Source organism: Pseudoalteromonas sp. P1-25, assembly GCF_001401805.1.
In the GTDB taxonomy this organism is placed as follows: domain Bacteria; phylum Pseudomonadota; class Gammaproteobacteria; order Enterobacterales; family Alteromonadaceae; genus Pseudoalteromonas.
In genome coordinates this window covers 133,762-157,421 of record NZ_LKDW01000001.1, presented here as the reverse complement: position 1 = coordinate 157,421, position 23,660 = coordinate 133,762, and the positions used below count along the sequence as shown (strand labels likewise).

At 38.2% G+C, this 23,660-nt stretch carries 18 protein-coding genes; 10 read left to right on the top strand and 8 right to left on the bottom strand.

Annotated features, from left to right (window positions below; genetic code table 11):
* Window positions 1-3: 3 nt before the first annotated feature.
* Complete coding sequence (locus AN393_RS00750) at window positions 4-1,353, bottom strand: class II 3-deoxy-7-phosphoheptulonate synthase (protein ID WP_055017060.1); 1,350 nt, start codon at window positions 1,351-1,353, stop codon at window positions 4-6.
* Window positions 1,354-2,302: 949 nt separating this feature from the next.
* On the opposite strand from AN393_RS00750, the gene AN393_RS00745 reads away from it, so the two are divergent.
* On the top strand, window positions 2,303-3,178 hold the full coding sequence (locus tag AN393_RS00745) for a DNA replication terminus site-binding protein (protein ID WP_055017059.1): 876 nt from the start codon (window positions 2,303-2,305) through the stop codon (window positions 3,176-3,178).
* Between the two features lie 62 nt (window positions 3,179-3,240).
* Here AN393_RS00745 and AN393_RS00740 read toward each other — a convergent pair whose 3' ends face one another.
* A complete protein-coding gene (locus AN393_RS00740; protein WP_055013583.1) occupies window positions 3,241-4,455 on the bottom strand; it encodes a hypothetical protein in 1,215 nt (404 codons plus the stop codon).
* Window positions 4,456-5,228: 773 nt separating this feature from the next.
* Between AN393_RS00740 and AN393_RS00735 the strand changes: the two genes are divergently transcribed.
* From AN393_RS00735 to AN393_RS00715, 5 genes are all read left to right on the top strand, one after another.
* Window positions 5,229-6,467: an AAA family ATPase gene (locus tag AN393_RS00735; protein ID WP_004586301.1), complete on the top strand. Its 1,239-nt coding sequence runs from the start codon at window positions 5,229-5,231 to the stop codon at window positions 6,465-6,467.
* 15 nt (window positions 6,468-6,482) lie between these two features.
* Window positions 6,483-7,445 carry a hypothetical protein gene (locus AN393_RS00730; RefSeq protein ID WP_055017058.1) on the top strand — a complete coding sequence of 321 codons (963 nt, stop codon included), beginning with the start codon at window positions 6,483-6,485 and terminating at the stop codon, window positions 7,443-7,445.
* Between the two features lie 436 nt (window positions 7,446-7,881).
* Window positions 7,882-11,025, top strand: coding sequence for a DEAD/DEAH box helicase (locus tag AN393_RS00725; protein ID WP_055013581.1), 3,144 nt, complete (start codon window positions 7,882-7,884; stop codon window positions 11,023-11,025).
* Between the two features lie 772 nt (window positions 11,026-11,797).
* The gene (gene rmuC / locus AN393_RS00720) at window positions 11,798-13,264 is read left to right on the top strand and encodes a DNA recombination protein RmuC (RefSeq protein ID WP_055017057.1); all 1,467 of its coding nucleotides are present in this window, start codon (window positions 11,798-11,800) and stop codon (window positions 13,262-13,264) included.
* Between the two features lie 140 nt (window positions 13,265-13,404).
* Window positions 13,405-13,689, top strand: coding sequence for a hypothetical protein (locus tag AN393_RS00715; RefSeq protein WP_082422646.1), 285 nt, complete (start codon window positions 13,405-13,407; stop codon window positions 13,687-13,689).
* A gap of 40 nt (window positions 13,690-13,729) precedes the next feature.
* Here the strand turns inward: AN393_RS00715 and AN393_RS00710 are convergent, their stop codons facing one another.
* The gene (locus AN393_RS00710) at window positions 13,730-14,134 is read right to left on the bottom strand and encodes a MerR family transcriptional regulator (RefSeq protein WP_055017056.1); all 405 of its coding nucleotides are present in this window, start codon (window positions 14,132-14,134) and stop codon (window positions 13,730-13,732) included.
* Window positions 14,135-14,220: 86 nt separating this feature from the next.
* On the opposite strand from AN393_RS00710, the gene AN393_RS00705 reads away from it, so the two are divergent.
* A complete protein-coding gene (locus tag AN393_RS00705; protein WP_055013847.1) occupies window positions 14,221-15,471 on the top strand; it encodes an NADH:flavin oxidoreductase/NADH oxidase family protein in 1,251 nt (416 codons plus the stop codon).
* 28 nt (window positions 15,472-15,499) lie between these two features.
* On the opposite strand, the gene AN393_RS00700 is transcribed toward AN393_RS00705, so the two are convergent.
* Window positions 15,500-16,225 (bottom strand): aspartate/glutamate racemase family protein, encoded by a 726-nt coding sequence (locus AN393_RS00700; RefSeq protein WP_055013577.1) that lies wholly within the window; start codon window positions 16,223-16,225, stop codon window positions 15,500-15,502.
* A 111-nt stretch (window positions 16,226-16,336) separates the two neighbouring features.
* Here AN393_RS00700 and AN393_RS00695 point away from each other — a divergent pair, with 111 nt between their 5' ends.
* Both AN393_RS00695 and AN393_RS00690 read left to right on the top strand, forming a co-directional pair.
* Complete coding sequence (locus tag AN393_RS00695; protein ID WP_055013576.1) at window positions 16,337-17,221, top strand: LysR family transcriptional regulator; 885 nt, start codon at window positions 16,337-16,339, stop codon at window positions 17,219-17,221.
* Window positions 17,222-17,426: 205 nt separating this feature from the next.
* A complete protein-coding gene (locus tag AN393_RS00690; RefSeq protein WP_055013575.1) occupies window positions 17,427-18,434 on the top strand; it encodes a zinc-binding alcohol dehydrogenase family protein in 1,008 nt (335 codons plus the stop codon).
* A gap of 225 nt (window positions 18,435-18,659) precedes the next feature.
* Here AN393_RS00690 and AN393_RS00685 read toward each other — a convergent pair whose 3' ends face one another.
* Both AN393_RS00685 and AN393_RS00680 read right to left on the bottom strand, forming a co-directional pair.
* Window positions 18,660-19,607: a LysR family transcriptional regulator gene (locus AN393_RS00685; protein WP_055017055.1), complete on the bottom strand. Its 948-nt coding sequence runs from the start codon at window positions 19,605-19,607 to the stop codon at window positions 18,660-18,662.
* Between the two features lies 1 nt (window position 19,608).
* Window positions 19,609-20,514, bottom strand: coding sequence for a LysR family transcriptional regulator (locus AN393_RS00680; RefSeq protein ID WP_055013573.1), 906 nt, complete (start codon window positions 20,512-20,514; stop codon window positions 19,609-19,611).
* 104 nt (window positions 20,515-20,618) lie between these two features.
* On the opposite strand from AN393_RS00680, the gene AN393_RS00675 reads away from it, so the two are divergent.
* Entirely contained in the window at window positions 20,619-21,410 is a 792-nt protein-coding gene (locus AN393_RS00675) for a class III extradiol ring-cleavage dioxygenase (protein ID WP_055017054.1), read from the top strand.
* Between the two features lie 160 nt (window positions 21,411-21,570).
* Here AN393_RS00675 and AN393_RS00670 read toward each other — a convergent pair whose 3' ends face one another.
* On the bottom strand, window positions 21,571-22,392 hold the full coding sequence (locus tag AN393_RS00670) for a hypothetical protein (RefSeq protein WP_055017053.1): 822 nt from the start codon (window positions 22,390-22,392) through the stop codon (window positions 21,571-21,573).
* Window positions 22,393-22,419: 27 nt separating this feature from the next.
* Window positions 22,420-23,514, bottom strand: a complete 1,095-nt coding sequence (locus AN393_RS00665) for a hypothetical protein (protein WP_235576179.1) — start codon at window positions 23,512-23,514, stop codon at window positions 22,420-22,422.
* Window positions 23,515-23,660 lie beyond the last annotated feature (146 nt).

Here is a 23,660-nt window from a genome sequence, read left to right as displayed (position 1 = left end):
TTATTACTTACGAGCGTCTTTTAATAAATCAGCTACTAAGAAACCAACTTCTAATACCTGGTCTGCATTTAGACGTGGGTCACATTGTGTTTTGTAACGTTGAGCTAGGTCATCGTCTGATAAACCGTAAGCACCACCTGTACACTCTGTTACGTGCTGCCCTGTCATTTCTAAGTGGATACCACCTGCGTATGAGCCTTCAGCTTTGTGTACTGCAAAGAATTGGCTAATTTCGCGCATGATGTTATCAAAGCTACGTGTTTTGTAGCCAGATGTCGCTTTTTCAGTGTTGCCGTGCATTGGATCTGAGCTCCAAATTACTTTACGGCCTTCTTGTTGAACGCGTCTTACAAGTGCTGGTAGTTTCTCTGGCAGTACGTCTGCGCCCATACGCGTGATTAGCGTTAAGCGACCCGGAATGTTATCTGGGTTAACTGCATCAATTAAACGAATTAGATCGTCTGGGTCCATTCCTGGGCCAACTTTAACACCAATTGGGTTTTTAATACCTTTGAAAAATTCAATGTGTGCATGGTCTAACTGGCGTGTACGCTCACCAATCCATACAAAGTGCGCAGAACAGTCGTACCAGTCACCTGATAGGTGATCGCGACGCGTAAGCGCTTCTTCATAGCCTAGTAGTAACGCTTCGTGAGAAGTGTACAAATCGGTTTCTTTTAGGCTTGGCGCAATAGTAGAATTGATGCCACATACTTCCATAAATTCAAGCGCGTCTTGAATTTTGTCAGCGAGCTGTTGGAATCGTTCTTTTTGCGGATTAGCGGCTACAAAACCCATGTTCCAGCGATTCACTTGGTGTAAGTCTGCTAAGCCACCCTGTGCAAATGCACGAAGTAAGTTTAATGTAGCGGCACTGTTGTGGTATGCCTTCATTAAACGTTGTGGATCGGGAATACGTGCTTCTTCTGTAAATTCAAAGCTATTTACAATATCACCACGGTAAGATGGCAAAGATACACCGTCAATAGTTTCTAAATCAGCAGAGCGTGGTTTAGCGTATTGGCCTGCCATACGTGCAATTTTAACAACTGGGCATTTACCGCCGTATGTTAAAACAACAGCCATTTGTAAAAGGGTTTTAAATGTATCGCGAATATTAGCCGCATTGAAGTCGCTAAATGATTCGGCACAGTCACCGCCTTGAAGTAAAAATGCACGACCTTCACATACATCTTCTAATTGTTTAAAGAGGCTTCTTGTTTCTTCTGCAAAAACAAGTGGCGGAGCACTCTTTAACTGGCTTTCTACTGTTTTCAGTTCTTCTTGATCTGGGTACTGTGGCTGCTGCAGTATTGGCAGTTCTCTCCAGCTATTTGGGTTCCACGATTGCATGTTCTTTCCTCATTCCTACTTTACCTGATATAAAGAAATTAACGTATGCATAGCCCTAAGTTCAAGGACTATATTCACTATTTACCAACTAATTTGTTATGAGTTAAGTATTTATAAGGTTTTTTGTGATTTTATGGCTATAAAGGCTTTGACCTAAGCGTTGTTTAATTTGGTTATTTTTATTTAAATACAATAAGTTAAACATATGAAGGTGTTTTTTTAACCATCTCAAACCAAATTGAATTAAAAGCCTTAAAGTTAACAGTTTTAACGGGAACACATCATACCTAAATCGAGTTGATTGTAACCTTAGCTTTACAGTGCCCTTTTATTTAAATCAAACAGACGTATAGATACTCACCCTAAGATATGGTATGGCGAGACGGGCTGTTAAAAGTAAATAGCTATGAATCCACTTTTTATATGCGGCTAAACAGCTGGGAGCAGATTGCTAGACAATGTAAGTACTGTAATTAAGGCTACTAAAGATAATCTGTACAGACATCGACTATTTTTAATATTAAATTGTAGTAGAGTTTATTTTCATGAAGCTGCCTTCCCCATAACAGGAGCTTGGTATTTTATTAAAAGTACCACTCATAATTACTATACAGTAACTGCTTGCCCAATCAAAATTGACTTCAGGCCTTAAGCTAAAAGCATTTCACAAAGGTTGATAATATATAAGCATATATCCCCCTGACAATTAACTGCGCTAAATCAAATTTCTTCATCTAGCTAAATATTAACAAGTACATTGATCACACATGGGTTCACTAATTCCTTATATTTTGGATCTCATTAGCGTAATGAAACACCAGAGGAACACATCATACTTTAACTAATATATATTTATACTTAGCTACAGCGTTACAAATGAACTGTTAAAAATCAAAGAAAAAGGTTAAACTTAGTAAATAGATAAGTAAGATGTGTTCTTAAGGTGGTTATGGTTTCTAAAGTACAAATAAGAAGTCAGTTTGATTTAATGAATGAGTTAACGTCGTTGTTGATTGATGAATTACGTGTCTGTGAATATTCAAAGGCTGAATATTATCAGCTCCCAGATATAACAAGTGTTGATGAAAATATTATTCCCGAGTCAATTCCTGTAAAAAAATTAACCGGTGAAATTGCTCATAGGGCAATTTTAAATTCGTTTACTGATATTTATAAAAAAGAAAGTTTAAGTAGTAGAGTATTAAAGCGCCACCCTGGTCTTTTGGTTCTAAAAAATGCAGATGTCATGGCATTAACAAACCGCATAAAACAAGTTAATAAAGCTAAGGCTGCTTTTAAAGAATGTGTTTTGGCCATCGATAATAATGATGCGCGATTTGAAGCCGTTCATAACGCGGTGCCAAATTTAATAACTCTTGCAGCCTATAGAAAAATTCATTTTCAAAGTGAATCCCCTTTTTCAGTGAGATTTACGTGGATGCATAAGCATGCAACTAAAACTCTAACTAAAAAAATGGCGCTTGAAATGCTCGATAAATCTGCTGGTTATAGAAACCCAAGAATGATCGACCAACAAAAATGGCAAGCCCTTGTTGCACAAGAGCAATTGCGAGTAGCGAGTTTAGGTGATAAAGAAAAGTTAAGAATTCGCCGCCCTACCCGAGTAAGCCCCCAAGTTAATGTTAGGTATACCGCAGAAAATAGGTATCACGTAAGTGCTGCATTGCCGTTTATTTTAATTAATCCACAGGCTGACGTTAAGTTAGGTACCTTACCAGATTATCAAAAACCTGAATCTCATCCGAGAAAAAAAGAGTATGACTTTTTAGTTGATAGACTTTACTTAGAACAAGTAGATAAATAATTATGTTAAAAAGGCCACATAGTGTGGCCTTTTTGGTAAGTAGCTTATTATTTTAACTGAAGTTATTTCTCGACTATTTCTTCTATTTTATCTTCGTCAATTAAAACTGCGTTTTCGACAATTCGTTTGCCGCCTTGAATCTCGATACGCTTATTTTGCTTGTTAAGCGTGAGTATCTCATCACAAAACTGATCAGACGGATGCATTTCGTAGGTGTAATCAATAATATTTCCGGTTTTATCATCTTTTACATTAGTAATGCTGTATTCCGAAATAGCCCCTTTTTCAATTAAGTCTTTCATTGTTGTGGTCATATCGCGGCGTAAAGCTTTTAGTTTGTTTTCTGTTATATCGTCGGTTGAATAAATTGAGCCGTATTTTTCCATAATAGATAACAATCTGAAGTGATACGTTTTACCAGGCGCGGCATAACGCCAAAGGTGGTATAAACGCAACATCATCCAACGTGATAAACCACGTTTTAGTTCTTGTGCACTGTTAAAGTAATATCCTTTGTATTCAAGGTTGTCAATCATGTTATGAACAAATGCATTTAAACATGCAACACATTTAACATTGCCGCCTTGGCCTTTTTTACCACTAAAATGAAGAGATGATAAAAAGTTCATATTCGACTCGTAAAAAGAATCATCAATGTCTGTATTTTTAGTATCAGTAGCCGAGTATTTAAATGAAAGCTTAGAACCTTGAAGAGCTTCAAGTGATTCTTTGATTTGTGGATATGGCATTGATTGCCCAACCGCTTTAAGTTCTTGGGCTAATTCGTTCATCGAAAAAACCACGGCATATTGAATACCGGACTTAAAATTGATTTTTACAATTTTACCTTTCGATGCCAAGCGAATTAACGCACGTTCAACTTTTTCTTCTCTATCTGACGGCCATACTAAATATTCTACGTCTTCACCATCTTTACGGGTACTTACAACAGCCGGTGTAATTTTTATTTCGCCGTCATATAAAATACCATCCACTTTTTCGGATATTTTACGCGTAACAATTGTTTTTTTAGGTGCTTCTTCTAATGGCAGTTTTTTATGCCCAGAACGTACAAAACGCCCCCATAAATCATAGTGGTTAAACGTGTTTGAATAAGCACGTAACCCATGAGCGGCATTTTCGATAGAAATTCGCACATCTTTGTTATCTGTAAATAGTGCTAAGCTTTCATTATCTATAGCACTTTCCACCCCGTGTATTTGGCCCCTAAGTGTATCGGGCAAGTTATCTACCGAGATGTTGACCTTTCGGCTCATTGTTCTGATTTCCATTTTTTATTGCGACAGCTAATAACAACACATTAAGCAACAAAAGTTAAATGTTTAAGTTAGTATAAAAGTGATCCATCACTAAATAAACGTATTGGATCATTATTATACTAAGTTACGAGTGATAACCTTAAATTTGGATCACAATTTTACTAAGCTTTGCTTCACAAGTTAAAGTTTTACTAACTCAATTATATTTTTGTCCACTGAAAGCGCTAATTTTAAACTTTTCACACGACAAATATTCGTAAAACATATATCTGCTGTGGATAACAGCAACTCGAGTTAGCATAGATCTGATCTGTACTTACTACAGATCAGATCTATACCAATTAGTTGAGCCGTTCTTCGCAAGATTAAGTGTATAACTTTATAATTTACTTAGTAAAAACTTGATCTCACACAGTCATTTTGTACATAACTTTTTGAGTAAGTTGTGTATAACTTTAATATTTAAATCAGGCTTAGTAAAAAGCTGATCTGCATGTAGATATAGATCTGATCTTAACCAAGTATAAAGGTGATCTGCTTTTTTTTACATTATTTATTAATATCATATAGTTACACCACTATTATACACCCTTAACCTTTATTACCTTATATATTTAACCACCTTTAAACTTCTTTATTTATACTAAGCAATCTTAAAGGTGTAAAATATTTTTAGATGTCTTCTTATTAAAATGCATGTCGTCATAAATAGTTGTTTACAGCTATTTGAATGGACATTATACTAACTGCCTAACTTTGAGGAAGAAAGTATGTCTATCAATAATAATGCGCTAAGTACTTACCGGCTTTTAAAAGCAACAGCCGAAGTTGCTGAAAAATCTCTAAAAGGACGCATACAACATTATCGCGCTCACCTTAAATCAGAAGAAAAAGAATTAAGAACATATACCCAAAAAGCAGCAGCTGATTTACTAGGGTGTAATAACCGTACCTTAAAACGTCGTCATGATAATGGTGACTTTGATGATTTAAATATCAAGCGTGGTGCAAATGGCCACTATGCGTACACCTTAGTTAATATTTTTGCTATGGCTGATATCATGGATATTCAGCCAGATCACCGTACTGCTAACGATAAGCTTCAAGTTATTGTTATTAATTCACTCAAAGGTGGCTGCGGTAAAACAACGAGTATGGTTAATATTGCTGCAGCGTTAGCTACCACTAATATTAAACGTTACCGAATTGGTATTATTGATTTAGATCCTCAAGGGTCATCTTCAAGCTTTTTCCCATCAAACGATCATGACCCCGTTACGGTAGGCGATTTAATGCGTGATTGCATTGATTTAGATGAAGGCGAAACATGGCCAGAGTTTGTCTCGAGTGCTTTTGTGACTACGCATATCCCAAATATCCGTGTTTTACCCTCAGGTATGGATGACTTTTACTTTGAGCATGAAACCGCTACGCTTTTAAAAGATACCTCTAATTATGAACAAACTCGTCATTATCATAAACTGTTAGAGAAAGTTATTGAGCCGGTTAAAGATGAATTCGATATTATTTTAATTGATACTGCTCCTACTCTTAACTTTATGTTTTATAACGCCTTAATGGCCTCTACAGCAATGCTTATTCCTGTCCATCCAGAAGCTGTAGATTTTGATGCTAACAACAAATACTTAAAGCGTTTAGGCGAGATTTACCACACTGTTGCAGCTTTAGGTCATGAAGGTTGGGACTTTATGCAGTTTTTAGTAACCAACTACGTTAAGGGTAATCATTCACAGCGCGATATTGTTAAAGATGTACGCAGTGCGTTTGGCCGCCAAGTAATGAGCTACCCTATTAACCACAGCTCTGCAATTACGGCTAGTTCATCATCTTTTAATACCATATTTGATCAAAAAGCATCGGATAGTTTAGCAAGTCGCGAGTCTTTATTACGCGCGCAAGAAAATATTAAAGATGTTGTAGACGAATTAGAAATGCTTATTCGTTCTAATTGGGAGTCAACCCAATCATCACTTAACAACACTAAGTAAGGATGTTAAATAAAAATGGCTAAAAAACGTAAAAACGACACCCGCTTAGATCCATTTGCAACTGCTGTAGGCAATAGCAGTCTCGACGCATTACTTCAGCAAGCAAACGCTGGCGATGTAATTAGAATGCCTGCGCCTAGTGACCCTACACGCGAAATTACTTTAGTGTGTAAAGTTATAGCCCATGCAGATATAGAATCTAGCACCACGGTTTACGGTAAAAACCGCCGTGTTCAAGCACTTTTAAACGAAAAATCGGTTTCTGACATTTTACCCGCTATTACTGAAGATGGCCGAAATCAGCACCCTGCTTTACTTTGGGATCAGGGAAATACTAACTTAGTACTTGCAGGTTCTCGTCGTCGTAAAGCTTGTATTTTGGGTAATGCCGACTACTTAGTATTAAGCTCTCCAGATTTTACTGAGCAAGACGCTAAAATTTTAGCTGTATCTTCAGATCAGTACATAGCTCCGAGCCTTTGGGAGCTCGGACAAGCTTACCAGCAAACTAAAAACGATCTTATTGAGCAAGGTAAAAAAGGCTCTTATCGTGAAATTGCTGCCATTGAAGGTGTATCGCACACCGCAATTGCAGATGCCATTAAAGCGTACGAGCAAATACCGGCTGATGTAATTTCACTTTACCCAACGGCTAACCATGTAGGTAGAGAAGTAGCTAAAAAGCTTGTTAGTGCAAAGGAGCGAGATGAGCAGGCATTTAACGCGTTAGTTAGTGAATTGCACAACGATGATGAGATTAAGGCCATTACAAGCGACGACAAACGCGCAATGGCTATTACTAAACGTTTAACGACCGAGCCTAGCGCGGTTGCTAAACGTGAGGCGGTGTTTGAAAACAACTTTATAAACGTACAGCGCAATTTAAAAAGTGGTGACGTATCTATTAAAATAGATAATAAAGTGTTGACTGACAAACGCTTAGAACAGCTTACTAAGCTTTTAAGCGCGTTTAATTAGTACCTTACTACTTAGTAAAATAGCGATCTTTAAAGCCTGTTAGGTTAGTTAAATTCTGATCTAACGGGCCTTTTACTTAGTAAAATCCTGATCTTTTTTGCTATTTATAACCCATCAATCCCTCATTTCTGCTCTTAAGATCACATTTTTACCAACTGAATTTAGTTTTTGCGACTATTTGATGCTGGATTTTAGTTTGTTAGTAAAAAACTGATCTGTAAAGCCCCTGCGTTGTTAATAAGTTGTTTGTAACTTGTGAGCTTACTGTTTGCCTATTCTTATTTTGGCAGATAAATTACTACAAACTACGTATAAACCGATTTTTTACTAACCTAGCAGCTCCAACCAGTTTATATAACGTTAATATTGCTTTTGCTGTGCGCAGTTAAAGAATATACTGGCAGAATTATTTTAAAAATTTAATACTTAGAGTGACATGTCTGCTAACTTATCAAAAAATGATTTACTGGCTATTTTTGAAGAAATAAAAAATGAGCAGGCAACCTTGTTTCCTCTTTCTGAGCGCTTTATAAAAAAGCTATTTAGGCCTAACGTGCTTGATAAAGGCAAAGAGTATTATAAAAACGGCCAAATTAGTTGGCTAGAATTCAGTAGTGATTTTGCTGTTATTGACTCAACTGTACAAAGCGCTACCGGATCAGCATTTAACCAACGTATTGAAATTAGTAAAGTACCGACTGGTTACTCTGTAGATACGCATTGCTCTTGTAATGCTAAAACCAAATGTAGGCACTTAGCTGCCGTATTATTTAAACTCAAAATAGAGCACTCAGGTGAATACGGAGAAGACTACTTTATTAATGATTGGTTTAGTGAGTTGTCAGCACTTAAAAGTTTAAATACTAAACATCCTTCGCAAGTTCTTCTATTTGTATTAGACATTGAAAATAATAAAGTTTTTTTAACGCCAAAAATTGCTAATTACAACAAAAATAATAATTACACGCTGGGCCGTAATCTTACGGAGCAACAATTAAATAGTTTTGTAACGCCTAACGATTTGCTCGAAAGTGACTTCAGACTATTTAGTTGGATTCGCTCACAAAATGCAGTGGGTAATTTAGAGCTAAAAGGACAATGGGGCTTTAGCGCTTTACAACAATTAATTGCAACTGAGCGATTGTTTTTACAGCGTTCGCGTGTGGCTATTAAAGCCCAAACAGGCCAGTCGCTGAACTTTAAATGGCAGCAAAAAAACGAGTTATCGCAATTAATTACTGAGCTTGAACACAGTAAAAATTGGGCACTGATCAAAACCACGCCGCCTGCTTATTTAGATCTTGATCACTTTAAAGTTGGCCGGATCAGAACGCAGCTTAGTGCTGATGAAATAGCACATTTACAATCAATTCCTGCACTACATGATGCAAATTTTGATCGTATTTATAAACAACTTGCAGACAATTTTGGAGCTGGTGTTATACCGCATCCGAATAACGAACAAGTCAATGTTAAGCAACTTGGTAATGCTGTTTTAAAAGCCACTATGGATGAGCAAGCCCTTAAAGTCTCGCTACTGTTTAAATATAAAAACAAAAATTATCCAGCGGGAACAGCGCCATCGAGTTTAATAAATAGTGCATTTGAAAACACAGTAACAAATGAGTTAGTAAATTTAGGCTTTGAGTTTTGTAAAGGGGGTTTACAAAGTGAGTTTATATTTAATAAACAATCACCTATACATTTACATTGGCTTGTTTACGAAGTATTTCCTGGCTTCAAAAAGCGTGGTTGGCAAGTAACTCAAACCAAAGTAAATGTAGCCGACCCTCAAGGACACGTTACACTCGATGTAAACCGTGCTGCAGGGCACCAAATGCACTGTAAAGTGCAATTAAGCGATGCCAAAGCCGGTGCACTTTTTAATACTGATGATGCCACTTATCAATCATTAAATCGTCAAAGTGAGCTGTTTTATTACTACCCTGTTGGGCGTCAATTTGGTGTTATTAGTAAAGATGCGATTAATTTACTAACAGAATTTAAACAACGCTTTGAGTTTGTAAAAACACGCGAAGAATTTAATATCCCGCTTTCTTATTTGCCTGAGCTGGTAAAGCATACCGCAGTCACTATAGACCTTCATGATGACTCTCTTGAGCGTTATCTTGATGAGTTAAATAACACCGAGCAAGCAATGCCAGTGGTGCCCTTACACGGTTTAAATGATTCAGTAACACTACGTGAATACCAGCAACAAGGTGTTGATTGGCTTAGCTTTTTAAAACGCCACCAATTGGGCGGCATACTTGCTGATGACATGGGACTTGGTAAAACGCTACAAGTTATTGCCTTTTTAGCCAGCAGTTTTAATCGCCCGCAAGCGGGGCCGACCCTTATAGTGTGCCCTACTAGCTTGGTAAGTAATTGGCAAAACGAAATAACCAAATTTGCCAAAAGCCTTAAAGTAACCACTATTTTTGGCTCGCAACGTAATGAGCCTTTACAACATTTAGCGCAAGCGCAATGTATTTTAACGACTTACCCATTACTAAAACGTGATATTGCTTATTACTCGCCACTTTATTTTGAAAATATTATTTTAGATGAAGCGCAATATATTAAAAACGATACTGCACAAGTCTCGCGCTTAGTTAAGCGTTTAAATGCCGACTTTAAGTTATGTTTAAGCGGTACGCCAATTGAAAATAATTTATTTGAGCTTAAGTCGTTACTCGACTTTGCCATGCCTTCATTACTTGGCTCGCAAGCTCACTTTAAACAGCATTTTCAAACTCCTATTGAGCGCGAAGCCGACTCAGAACGCGCTGAGCAACTAAAGTCGCTTATTATGCCGTTTATATTACGCCGTACAAAAGCGCAGGTAGCGCAAGAGCTCCCACAAAAAACAGAGCTGCTAAAAGAATTTGAGTTTGAGCCCAAACAAAAAGATATGTACCAAGGTATTACGCGCGCATTAGAAGAAAAGCTTATAGACTTATTTGCTGAGCAAGGCGCACAAAAAAGTAAGCTCGCATTTTTAGAAGCGCTATTAAAGCTTAGGCAAATTTGTTGTCATCCAAAATTAATAGAGCCAGAAACACAAGCAGGTTCAGCAAAATTAGAATGGCTAACTACGCATTTGCCGTTAATGCTTAGACTTGGTCGTAAAGTAATTATTTTTAGCCAATTTACCTCTGCGCTCGATTTAATTGCAGAGCGTTTAAACGACATACATATAAACTTTAGTATGCTAACTGGGCAAACGCGTCATCGCGACAAAGTAATTGATGAGTTTACCAGTGGCAAAACCTCGGTATTTTTAATCAGTTTAAAAGCAGGCGGTACTGGGCTTAACTTAACCCAGGCCGATACTGTTATTCACTTTGATCCATGGTGGAACCCTGCTGTTGAAAAACAGGCCACCGATCGCGCTTATCGTATTGGCCAAACAAATCCAGTATTTGTATATAAATTAATTATGAGTAATTCAATTGAGCAAAAGGTATTTAAAATGCAGCAAGATAAGCAGGCGCTTGTTGATGCATTATTTACCGATAAATCAATGAGCTTCACATCGTTTGATGAGCAGCAAATGTTATCACTTATTAAAAGCTAATTTTTTCACTTAGCATGTGAACTAATTTAACTAAACGGCGTCTATTATAGTGCTTGTTTAATAATTGCAGTTATTACAAGCTTCATGTTGATTTCCCTGTTTGGTTACTAATTTTAGTAATGATTAAGCCAGCCCTTTTAGCTGGCTTTTTTTATGCCTGTAAATATGACCTTAAATTGTATTTTTTTATAAATTGTTTGAACTAAATTTAAAAACACGCGTCTACTGTTGTGCTTGTTGAATAATTGCAGTTATTACAAGCTTCATGTTGATTTCCCTGATTGGTTACTAATTTTAGTAATGATTGAGCCAGCTTCTTTTAAGCTGGCTTTTTTTATGCCCATATTTTAATTTTTAAATTATTTATATTTTTATGTGAACTTAATTTCATGTGCGACGTCTACTATTATGCTTGTTGATTAATTGCAGTTAACACAAGCTTCATGTTGATTTACCCCGTTTAATTACTAATTTTAGTAATGATTGAGCCAGCTCCTTTTAAGCTGGCTTTTTTTATACCCGCATTAGCCTCCTAAATTGCATTTTTTATAAATTGTTTTAACTAAATTTAAAACACGGCGTCTACTATTTTGCTTGTTGATTAATTGCAGTTATCACAAGCTTCATGTTGATTTCCCGATTAGTTACTGAATTTAGTAATGAATAAGCCAGCTCCTTTTAAGCTGGTTTTTTTCTGTCTTAAATTAGCCTCTACCCCCCACAAGTTTTATTCGTTATGATGGCATGTCTCTAAATTTTATAAGTTTATTTTATGTTTACTCAGCTAATAACGCATATTGATTGGTTAAGCGCCGGTGCAGGGATTACAACTGGGCTTGTACTCTATGGCCTTGTTTCGCTACCTTCTCGGAACAAGTTAAAAAAGCAAATTAGCGAACAACAGCAGCAGCTATCGTTATTACAAAACCAGTACGACAACAAGCAGCAGCAATACACTGCTTTATTTGACGAGCATGAGCTACTTGAGCAATCACACCAAGAGCAGCGCGATGAAGCACAGCACTTTAAAACTCGCTTTAGCGAGCAAGAAAAACAAAGTGTTCAATACAACCACTTCTGGCGTAAAGCCGAAGGCGAACTAACCGCTTTGCGAGAGCAATTTAACCAGCGCGATATTGAGCTTAATAATATGCGCACTACGCTTGAACAAAAGCAGCAAAACTTTACCGAGCAGCTTGCTCAAATAGAGCAAAGCAAAAGTGTGCTTAAAAAAGAGTTTGAAAACCTAGCTAATAAAATTTTAGAAGAAAAGTCGCAAAGCTTTAAAACGCTAAACCAAGAAAGCATTGAACAACTATTAAAACCTGTTCAAGGGGAGCTAAAAGGTTTTAGAGATAAAATGGAATCGATTCACGTTGAAGATTTAAAGCAACGGGCTGCTCTTAAAACAGAACTACTGCACTTACAAGCCAAAAGCCAAGCTATTACCGAGCAAGCCGATAAACTCAGTAATGCCTTACAAGGGCAAAAAAAGACCCAAGGTAATTGGGGCGAACTGATGCTCGAAAACGTACTCGACAGCGCAGGCCTGCGCGCGGGAACGGACTACAAACGCGAAGTATCGTTTAATACCGAAGACGGCCGACTGCGCCCCGACGTAGTAGTGTATTTACCACAGGGCCGCCACTTAGTGATTGATGCTAAAACTTCGCTAAATGCTTATACCCGCTACGTTAACGCCGAAAACGAATTAGAGGCTAGCCAAGCAATTAAAGAGCATGTACATGCTGTTACAGCACGTATTAACGAGCTTGCCAGTAAATCGTACGATCGTCTCCCTGGTATAAACTCACCTGAAGTGGTTATTATGTTTGTCCCTATTGAGTCTGCCTTTGTAGAGGCCCTTAAATACCAAAGCGATATTTACCAGCAAGCCATCGAAAAAAATATTTTAGTTGCTACACCAACTACCCTACTTACAAGCCTTAATATTGTTAAACAGCTGTGGCGCTTTGAAGAGCAAACTAAATACTCTAAAGAGCTGGCAAATCGTGCCGAACGCTTTTACAACAAGCTCAATGGCTTTTTAACAAGTATGGAAGGTGTTGGAAAACAACTTGACCGCGCAAAAGAAAGTTACGATAAAGCCTTTTCACAGCTTTACCGTGGTAAAGGTAACTTAATTAAACAAGCGTCTGAATTTAAAGAGCTAGGTGTATCGGTTCAAAAAGAGCTACCAAACGAAAGCGTAGAAAAAGCTCAATTAGAGCTGGATTAGCTCTACTTTTTATATGCAAAAGGTTTATGGTTCTCTTTGCTTAGGTTGCAATTAATTGAGCTCTCGGTAAAAAAATATGAAAACGATTTTTAATTTGTTAGATGATATCAATATTCAATTCCCTGAAGTTAAAGCAATTAATGAGCATCTATGATGAAGATGAAACCACGTTTAAAATGGAGGCATTTTCTAAAGCCACAACGCAGGCTTTTGCTCTTGGTAATGTGGAGCAGGCCCTGTGTTATTTAAATTACATGGCTGAAAAACCAATAAACGCTAAGGCAAAAGTAATTGAACACATAGACGTATATTACGTAGAAACATTATTTTGGGGCGCAAGCCCCCATACTATTGCGCTTGGGTGGCCCTTCGTTCCGGAAAGTTTACAAACGCTTTATATCAATTTTCATGGTAAAGCGCCGTAAAACTAACACAAGTAAAGCTCACATGTACTCGCTTACGGCTTTAATATTCCAACTCATTTAATAACTCATTGATTTTTTCATTGCCAATACACCCGCCGTTAGACCAGCTTGTATCTAGTAGGGTAATTAAACTACCTATACGCTCTGATTTACGCTGTAGCTGCTTTATTAGTGCGTTGGCCTCATGTTGTTTTTGCTTGAGGCGCTCAATAATGGCGTTGTGTTCAAGCTCCTCATTAGGCTTACGCAGGGAGGGGATCTCTTCAAGCGAAAACCCTAAACTTTGTGCAAACTTAATTATTTTGAGCTGCTCGATACTATTTGCCGTGTATTGGCGATAGCCATTGCTGCTACGCACACCAGCTGGAAGCAAACCTATGCTTTCGTAATACCTTATTGTGCTGGCTGCTGTACCACTTTGTTTTGCAAGTTCACCTATTTTCATTGTTGTTTATTAGCCTAAAATGACAGTTGACCTTAAAGCTGACTTTAAGGTTATAGTGACTGTAATGTCAATTTATGGTTTACATTATGTCTGAAAATAAACAACACCCTGTATTTACCCCTTTTACCTTACCAAGTGGTTTAACCCTTAAAAACCGAGTAGTAAAAGCCGCTATGGAAGAAAACCTCGCAGAAGCCGATTTAACACCTTCGCAAGTGCTTAAAAATCTATACAGTGAATGGGCTAAAGGTGGTTGCGGGTTAATTATCACCGGCAATGTTATGGTTGACCACCTTGCAATGACAGGACCTGGAGGCCTTGCACTTGAACAGAAAACCGATATTACAGCTTTTGCAGAACTTTCACGTTTAGCACAGCAAAATGACTGTAAAATTGTCATGCAAATAAATCACCCTGGCCGCCAAGTGTTTAAAAAAATGGGCGGTAAAGCGCTTAGTGCTTCTGATATCGCGCTTAATATGGGCAAACACTCGCACTATTTTGCACAGCCAAAAGCGATGGATAAAAGCGAAATTTATGATGTTATCGCCCGATTTACTCATACGGCGCAACAAGCTGAGAAAGCTGGGTTTAATGGTGTGCAAATACATGCTGCACATGGCTATTTACTGGCACAGTTTTTATCTCCTCTGACTAATAAACGTAATGACGAATGGGGCGGTAGCCTTGAAAACCGTGCCCGCTTATTACGCGAAATTACCAAAAGCGTTAAAGCACACTGTAGCGAGCGGTTTTCGGTATCAGTTAAGCTAAACTCTGCTGATTTTCAGCGCGGCGGTTTTGAGCCAAGTGACGCGCAAGCGGTTGTAGATATGCTAAGTGCACTAAAGGTTGATTTTGTAGAGCTTTCGGGCGGCAGCTACGAAGCACCAGCTATGCAAGGCCAAACAGGCGATGAGCGATCACTTGCGCGTGAGGCATACTTTTTAGAGTTTGCTAAAGCAATTAGCGAGCAGTCGAACATACCTATTATGACCACAGGTGGTATTAGCCGATTAGAGGTGGCAAATAAAGTTATTAGCTCAGGCGTTGCGCTCGTTGGTATTGCAACAGCACTGGCATTTCAACCAAACTTAGTTAATAGTTGGCAAACACAGCCAATGCATAACCCACTTATGCCGCGGGTTACTTTTAAAGACAAAACACTCGCTGGGCTTGCCACTATGGCACTGGTAAAAAGGCAGCTTCGTCGCCTTGGCGAAGGTAAACACGTTAAGGCAAATGCCTCGGCTATTTTTACTATAATAAGCGACCAAATACGTGCTGCAAAGCTTACAAAGCGCTACCGAAAACGCTTTGCTAAAGAGCTTAATTAGCTTGCACCTAGTATTTACCCTATCATTACTATGCCACACTTGAGAGCGTTGGTTGGTGGGCGTTTGTATACGCCCAGTTAACGCACTCTTGCGCTAAAATAGCGATGGTATCTAAGCAGGTATCTGGCGATTGATTAGCTTGTTCATCTAGTACTAGCGGTATTTCGGTGCAGCCAAACAATACGCAATCTGCACCTTGGGCAAGCATTAAATCGTAAGCTTTGCTTAATAAGTTACGCCCTGTATTTAAATCCCCCGCTTTTACGGCGGTTATGCCATCCATTATGTCAGCTTGTTGTTGAGGGTTTGGTTCAACAAAATCAATTTTGTGCTGCTTAAACGCATTTTGGTAAATGCCCATATTTAGTGTGGCTGTAGTAGCTAGAATACCCACCTTTTGCTTATTAGTAGCTTTAACCTTTTTAATAACACTTTTTACAATACTAATAGTGTGTACATCGGCATTTTTAGTGAGTGCATCGTACCAATAATGCGCGGTATTACACGGAATAACAATACAACTTACACCTAAGTTTGATAGTTCTTTAAAGCCCTTTTTTAGCTCAAAAAATGGATTTTCATCTTCAATACCCATTAAAAATTTTGTTCGATCAGGAATTTGTGGGATATTCCTTATAAACATAGGTATGTGCTCTTGATCATTTTTAGCAGGAGATAGCGCAATTACCTGGTTCATAAATGAGGCGGTAGCCAAGGGCCCCATTCCGCCTAATACACCAAGAGTTCTGAGCATGATTACATTCCAGTTATTGAGTCTATAGGCTTAATTTATAATGTTTTATTTACTTTGAATAATGCTATTATTTTACCACCCATGCATAACTTGCATAACTAAGTAGCAGCTATGAATATTGAAAGTAAATGGTTAGAAGATTTTTTAACGCTCTCGCACACAAAAAGCTTTTCGCAAGCGGCAAAGCTCAGGCATGTTACACAGCCTGCATTTAGTCGGCGTATAAAAGCCCTTGAAGATACGCTTGGCGCAGCGTTAATCGATCGAGAAAATCTGCCTATTACCCTTACCCCAAGCGGTAAAATATTTCATATAACAGCGCGTAATTTAATAAACCAAATGAATACCTCGGTTAGCATGCTTGAGGAGTTATCGGTGCAGCAAAATTATTCTGTAAAGGTTGCGGCTGCCCATTCTTTAGCGAGTTTTTTAACCTTAAAACTTGCTAATTTTCAAACGCAAGATGAGCGAGATATAGTACTCAACCTTGAGGCAATAGACGTAGATAAAGCCACTGAAGCGTTAGAGCAAGGTGAATGCGACTTACTTATCGCCTTTGATAACGAACGCCTTAAACTGCCGCCATTTAGTCATCAAAAAATAGGGAATGCTAAGTTATTACCTGTTAGTGCTTGTGACATTCAGGGCAAAGCCCTGTATAACCTAGAAAGCGCTGCGCCTATACCGCATTTAGCCTACAGCCTCGACTCCTACATGGGCCGGCAATTAGAGCCAATTATATCCAGTGCTAAGCTAAAAAAAGTATTTGTTTCATCCATGACGGAGCTATTAAAAATACACGCTGTTGCGGGTAATGGTATTGCTTGGCTGCCCGACTACGTTATATCTAATGAACTTAAAAATAATACGCTTGTAGTTGTAGGGAGTGAGCACCACTGCGTGCCTATAACTTACTACGCGTATAGGTATCATGCGGCTTTGCACCCCGGTGGCGAAAGTGTGTGGAATAAATTAACCGAGCTTAATATAACTTAACTGTAAACCCCCGTTACAGTTAAATAGGCGTTATTAATTTAACGTGCTTAAAGCAATATGAATCTGTATTTTACTTATTTGCCTATTTAATTATGGAGTTTTATTTCCATAATAATTGGGCGTTTTGTCTCTTTTTTAATAGCGTTGGTGAAGCCAAAATAGCGACATCAACACAGAGTATTAACTAGCTAACGAGGCAACTCCCATGAAAGCAATTGGATATCAAAAAAGTTTACCTATCGAAAACGAACTATCACTACAAGACATTGAACTTGAAACGCCAACAGCACACGGCCACGATATTTTAGTTGAAGTTAAAGCGGTATCGGTTAACCCAGTTGATTTTAAAATTCGCCAAGCAATGCCGGCAGCAAATGGCGAATATAAAGTAATTGGTTGGGATGCAACTGGGATTGTTAAATCGGTTGGCGAAAACGTTTCGTTATTTAAGCCAGGCGACAAAGTATGGTACGCAGGCGATATAACGCGCTCAGGCAGTAACGCGCAGTTTCAATTAGTTGACGAGCGCATTGTTGGCCATATGCCAAGTTCGCTTTCGTATGGCGAAGCGGCTGCATTACCACTTACCAGCATTACTGCATGGGAATTATTGTTTGACCGTTTAAACGTAGCTAAAAACGATGACTCTAAAAGCATTTTAGTTATTGGAGCCGCCGGTGGTGTGGGGTCAATTATGGTGCAGCTGTTAAAGCAGCGTACTAAATTAAATATTATTGCCAGCGCCTCTCGCCCCGAAACAATATCGTGGTTAGAAGATTTAGGTGCCAATATGATTGTTAATCACCGCAATCCATTAAGTGAAGAATTTGCAGCTAAAAACTTAAGCGAAGTGGATTACGTAGTAAGCTTAAACAATACAGAGCAACACTTGCCTGAAATTGAAAAAATAGTAAAACCACAAGGTCAATTTGCACTTATTGATGACCCTGAAACACTTGATATTGTGCCTTTTAAAAACAAAAGCGTGTCGGTACATTGGGAGCTTATGTTTACTCGCTCGTTATTTAAAACCGACGATATGCAAGAGCAACACATTATTTTAAATAACGTAGCCACTATGATTGACCAAGGGCAAATTAAAACCACGGTAGGTGAGCACTTAGGTAAAATTAACGCTGCCAATTTACGCAAAGCGCATCAGCACCTTGAATCGCAAACCGCTAAAGGTAAAGTGGTGTTAGAAGGCTTTTAAGGCCTTTAGCTAATAAAGTTTTTTTGAGTATACAGGCCCCTAACAGGGCTTTTTTGTGGCTGTTATACCAATCCGCATAATTAAGTGATCTATTTTGAGGATGGCTAAACGTGTTGATAGCAAGGCAAAAAAATCGCTGTTTAGTTGTTCTAAATGAGAATTTTTTAACGCAGATAGCGACACGTTTAGCCCCTGAAAATGATTAAGTATTAATGCGGATTGGTATTAATTATAAAGCTGTTTGTAATTAGGAATATGATTAACCCAAAATGCTGGGCTGCCAATATACTCTTGTACCGTTTTTATAAATTCGCTTACCAGTGGCGTTTGCTTACGGTGCGGGTAAAGCGCATAAATACCAGTGCCCGATGCGCTAAGCTTATAATTCGTTAAAAGTGGCACTAACCCCATTTCGTCTATGGGTTTTTCTAGGTTAAATAAATCAAGCATCACATACCCTAAGCCCGCTTTAGTGGCATCAAGCATAGCGCGTACGTCACTTACTTTATAATTGCCCTTCATTTTATGGGTTTTGAATTCATCACCATGAGGTTGTGTGCTTAATTTAACTTGATCTAGGCTTACATCGCCATTGCCATAAACTATTGCAGGTAAAGCTAAAAGCTCCTCAGGTGTATTTGGCATACCATGGCGCGCTATAAAATCGTGCGAGGCAACCAAGGCAAAATGCATATCAGATATTTTTTTTGCCATTAGGTTTGAGTTGTCAAGTTTGCCAATTCTAAACGCTAAATCGTAATGGTCGCTAATAATATCGTTGCGCTTATCATCAAGCATCAGGGTAATTTTTACCTCTGGGTACTTTTGCATAAATATATTAATAACAGGCTGAATATATTGCTGCCCAAAAAACATGCCCGAGGTTATGCGTAAAATGCCTTTAGGTTTGGCTTGGTAGGAGTCGGCAATATTGTGAATATCACTAAGGGTATCTATAAGAATGTGCGCTTGTTGGAGTATTTCATCCCCTGCCGAGGTAAGCGAAAACGAGCGCGTAGACCGGTTAAGTAATTGCACACCTAAGCTACTTTCAAGCTTTTTAATTTGTTTAGAAAGTGACGAATTATCCATATCGTTTAAGGCGGCAGCTTTAGCAAATGAGCCTTGTTGCACTACATCTACAAATAACACTAATTGATTGGTTATCGACATGTCATTCTCCTAAATCCCAATAAGGCACATCGCCATAATAGTCACTAGTAAAGTCAACAAATGCGCGCACTTTACTAGGTAAAAACTGCCTGTTTGCGTACACCATATAAAGCCCCATAGGCTCAGGCTCAAACTTTTGTAAAATACGCACAACTTTACCCTGCGCGAGTGCCTCACCAGCTATAAAGGTAGGTTGCATAGCAATGCCGCCGCCTGCAATGGCTGTATTTAGTATTAAATCACCGTTGTTAGCCACTAAGTTACTTTCAAGTTTAAACTCGCTTTTAAGTTCATTAACCCCTGTAAGCCTTTTAGCAGGCTCTGCGTTGGCGTAGCGTAAATAATTATGTTGTTGAAGCTCTTGCAGTGTAGTGGGTGTACCGTGCTGCTTTAAATACGCAGGCGATGCAAATACCGCTAAGCGTATAGGCGCTATTTTTTTAGCAATAAGGGATGAGTTTTTTAACACCCCAATACGCAGCGCTATATCAATGCCTTGCTCAACTATATCTATAAATTGGTCAGTGAGTTTTAAATCTAACTTTAAATTTGGATATTGCTTTTGAAACTCAACCAGCAGTGGTGCTAAATGCTTAACCCCAAACGACATAGGCGCACTAATACTCAGTACACCCGATACGTTTTCGCTTAAGTTATTAAGCGAATTTTCCATGTCGTCTATATCGCCAAGTACTTGTAGGCAGCGAGTAAAATAGTGATCCCCCGCTTCTGTGGTGCTTACTTTTCGTGTGGTGCGGTGCAATAAACGGGTAGACAGCCCCTCTTCCAGTGCTGATACATATTTACTCACCAATTGCGGCGATATATCGAGTTTATCGGCGGCTTTAGAAAATGAACCCTCTTGCACTACACTCACAAAAGTTTTCATGGTGGTTAGCTTGTCCATAATTAACAATACGTTGTTTGTAATTTATAAATAAATAGCATATTTATCACCAAATTAAAAAGCAATAAAGTGGCCATATTAAAATAGACTAATTAGGTAATAGCATGGTTCAGCCCACTTTATTTATTTCACATGGCTCGCCAATAATGGCAATTAAGCAATCTCCCACTTCTGATTTTCTAACATCGCTTAGTAAAATGCTTAAAACACCGAGCGCTATTATTATTTTTTCGGCCCATTTTGATGTTGCTAACAATGACGCAAGCAACAACATAGTGATTACTGCAGGCAAAGCGCCCAAAACCATTCACGACTTTTATAATTTCCCTGCCCATATGTATAACATTAAATATCCCGCACCGGGCGAGCCTTCACTTGCTAACGATATTGCAGCGCGCTTTAAAGACAAAGGTATTGAGGCCGAGCTTAATGCAACCCAAGGTTGGGATCATGGCGTATGGATACCTCTGCGCTTAATGTACCCACAGGCTAATATTCCTATCGTGCAGGTGTCTATAAATACGCGTTTAGGCGCAAAAGCCATGTACGAATTCGGGCAGTTACTTGCTCCACTTCGCGAGCAAAATGTATTAATTATTGGCTCCGGCGGGATTAGCCATAACCTGCCCGAAATATTTAAAAAGCCACCTACACCCAACCGTGTGAAAATGGTAAAAGCGTTTACTCAATGGGTTGAACAAACGCTTTTAGCGCAAGACACAGCCGCCCTGTTAGATTATTTAAACCAAGCACCGCATGTGTTATTTAACCACCCTACTCAAGAACACTTTTTACCATTATTTGCGGCAATGGGTGCAGGCGGCACGCAGGTTGAAAAACTCTTTAGTGATACCGAAATGGATATTTTAGCGCTCGATGCGTATAAGTTTTATTAATTTTAATTAGTACAGTGCAAGCACCTAGTCGTTTATTTAATCAAAGTGTAATGGGGGTTTACAAGAGTGGTTAATTTAGAGTAACTAAACGAAGGTATAAAGCTAGGGGGGCTCTTAAGAAACTAGGACTTTGATTTTATATTTTTAAATTACAATTTGTTTAGTTATCAAAAGAGTCATTTAGTAACTTTTTTTCCTCACTTATGTTTTCTAATTGTTTAAGCGTAATTCCTTCCATTATAGGAGCTATAGCTGCATTGGCATCTTTATACCAAGGTTTATCATTATGGGACATATTTAGATCGAATGTAAAATTAGCCATAAGGTAGTGTTTTTTATCTAATAACGTTGCAAAAACGTATTTTTTCTTTGTTTCATTAGAACGAAGCTCAGTATATTTTATCCACTCAATATTATTAAATTTATATTCATTAAATTGAGATATTTCAGGGAAGCCGGCATTAAACATATGAGACTCTATTTGCTCCTGCTTTTCTTCATCTGAAAATGGTGTGGCGCGACGAGCAGAATGAGCTTCTATTTCATTAACTAGTTCAGTGTTATGTCCTTTAAAATATTTTCCTATTGAGGGTGAATTATAATAGTCGTTATATTCTTTCAGAATGGCAAGACCAAGTTCTTCACTACTAGCAACGGGAGATAATAGCTTTCCAAGGGTAATATTTAGACGCAAGTTTCCTAACTCACCTGTCATTGGAGTACGAAATAGAGGCCAGTAAAACCAATAAGACTCGTGAATTGGAATATATTTCGAGTGACGAATTTGACTATGATGATTCTCAAACCAGTTTGGTTCTGTATAAGGATAATTTATAATTTTTGTTCTAGGTGGTTTTAATGGGTTACAAACTGGAAGTGCAACTGTTAATTTAAACTCACCGTCAAGGTAATAATAATCTTCCTGAATATTTTTAAAATCAGGGCCTCCGCGGTAGTTCCTGAGTATTTTTTTCAATAGCATCTAAATATCCTTCTCAATACAACCGCTTTATGTATTTTTTTCTATATAGTTTAGTACATCTTGTGCTCTACGATGATTGCCAGCTAAGCGTAGTTGAGTGTGGTAAGACTCGAGCCCCAGATATGGTAACGTATGGGGACTAGTTAATTCTGTACCTAAAAAAGTTAACCCCATAAACTTTAAGCTACGTACCAAACTGCTTGGGGATAAATTATTTTGTCCTGCCAGGTTAGGTACTAAGTCAAACGGGTTACTATTAGCTTGATGCACTAACATACCTAACCTCGCAGCTGCGGATTTTAATCGTGGAAGGTACGCTCCAGGAGAGTGAACGGCTACTTGTTGGGAAGTTAGTTTAAAAGTGTGGGTTTTAGCATATTCTTCAAGTGCCGCAGTAAAGATAATAGCACCTTGACTGTGCACGACCCATTTTATTTTTTTCCCCTGTTGCTGAGATTGAAAAAAAATAGCCGCTAAATGTTGTGCATTTTGTGATTTAGTCCCTTTACGTTTATCAAATATGCACTCAACAACGTCATAGAGGATGCGATCCGTTGGGTTGTGAAATAAAGTGTATGTATCAAAACTATCCTTAGGGTAAGCTACATCTAAATGAGCACCCATTAACCAAGTAGCTTTATTTAGACTATTCTGCATTCCATTAACTGCGGCATGCTGATTAGATACTTGAGTGGCGCCAGAACCAGATAATCCCCATGAATCTTTACTTTGCTGTAACTCATCACTATCCCAAGCCCCATTAAAGCGTCCACCTTGACGTTTGACGTTATACAGCATGTTACGCTCTAGACTTTCTCTTGGCTTTGGTCCAGTGGCATTAGTATCGAAGTATATATCGTGAATCACAACTTGATTATCTGCAGTGATTTTAAAGTCAATTAAATAGTGATAAGACTTGAACTGATTTTTAGAGCGAAATAAGCGTTTAAATGGGAGAGTGCTGTGTTTAACTGAACTACAACTATTGGGGTTATTGCAAACAAAAGTAATTTCTTCGATAACTTTTTGTTGATCAAATCGATTTAAACTGCCAAGCATAGCTAAAGCTTGTTTCGTTATTAAAATCCGAGTACTTTTTAGTTCTACTGGGTTATAAATCAAGTTATAAGATTGAGCTACACTTTCATCTAAGGCTACATATTCAAAAGCCTATGCTTTCCCTGAGTGCTTCCAAGTCATAATGTTCATCCTTTTACATTTTATAGGAACAAATAATATCTATTCGTAAACATTTCGTCTAGTGTATT

Excerpts from the sequence above, each read along its gene's own strand:
- AN393_RS00750 (WP_055017060.1), bottom strand. The coding sequence starts at position 1,353 with ATGCAATCGTGGAACCCAAATAGCTGGAGAGAACTGCCAATACTGCAG.
- AN393_RS00745 (WP_055017059.1), top strand. The coding sequence starts at position 2,303 with ATGGTTTCTAAAGTACAAATAAGAAGTCAGTTTGATTTAATGAATGAG.
- AN393_RS00740 (WP_055013583.1), bottom strand. The coding sequence starts at position 4,455 with ATGAGCCGAAAGGTCAACATCTCGGTAGATAACTTGCCCGATACACTT.
- AN393_RS00735 (WP_004586301.1), top strand. The coding sequence starts at position 5,229 with ATGTCTATCAATAATAATGCGCTAAGTACTTACCGGCTTTTAAAAGCA.
- AN393_RS00730 (WP_055017058.1), top strand. The coding sequence starts at position 6,483 with ATGGCTAAAAAACGTAAAAACGACACCCGCTTAGATCCATTTGCAACT.
- AN393_RS00725 (WP_055013581.1), top strand. The coding sequence starts at position 7,882 with ATGTCTGCTAACTTATCAAAAAATGATTTACTGGCTATTTTTGAAGAA.
- rmuC (WP_055017057.1), top strand. The coding sequence starts at position 11,798 with ATGTTTACTCAGCTAATAACGCATATTGATTGGTTAAGCGCCGGTGCA.
- AN393_RS00715 (WP_082422646.1), top strand. The coding sequence starts at position 13,405 with ATGAGCATCTATGATGAAGATGAAACCACGTTTAAAATGGAGGCATTT.
- AN393_RS00710 (WP_055017056.1), bottom strand. The coding sequence starts at position 14,134 with ATGAAAATAGGTGAACTTGCAAAACAAAGTGGTACAGCAGCCAGCACA.
- AN393_RS00705 (WP_055013847.1), top strand. The coding sequence starts at position 14,221 with ATGTCTGAAAATAAACAACACCCTGTATTTACCCCTTTTACCTTACCA.
- AN393_RS00700 (WP_055013577.1), bottom strand. The coding sequence starts at position 16,225 with ATGCTCAGAACTCTTGGTGTATTAGGCGGAATGGGGCCCTTGGCTACC.
- AN393_RS00695 (WP_055013576.1), top strand. The coding sequence starts at position 16,337 with ATGAATATTGAAAGTAAATGGTTAGAAGATTTTTTAACGCTCTCGCAC.
- AN393_RS00690 (WP_055013575.1), top strand. The coding sequence starts at position 17,427 with ATGAAAGCAATTGGATATCAAAAAAGTTTACCTATCGAAAACGAACTA.
- AN393_RS00685 (WP_055017055.1), bottom strand. The coding sequence starts at position 19,607 with ATGTCGATAACCAATCAATTAGTGTTATTTGTAGATGTAGTGCAACAA.
- AN393_RS00680 (WP_055013573.1), bottom strand. The coding sequence starts at position 20,514 with ATGGACAAGCTAACCACCATGAAAACTTTTGTGAGTGTAGTGCAAGAG.
- AN393_RS00675 (WP_055017054.1), top strand. The coding sequence starts at position 20,619 with ATGGTTCAGCCCACTTTATTTATTTCACATGGCTCGCCAATAATGGCA.
- AN393_RS00670 (WP_055017053.1), bottom strand. The coding sequence starts at position 22,392 with ATGCTATTGAAAAAAATACTCAGGAACTACCGCGGAGGCCCTGATTTT.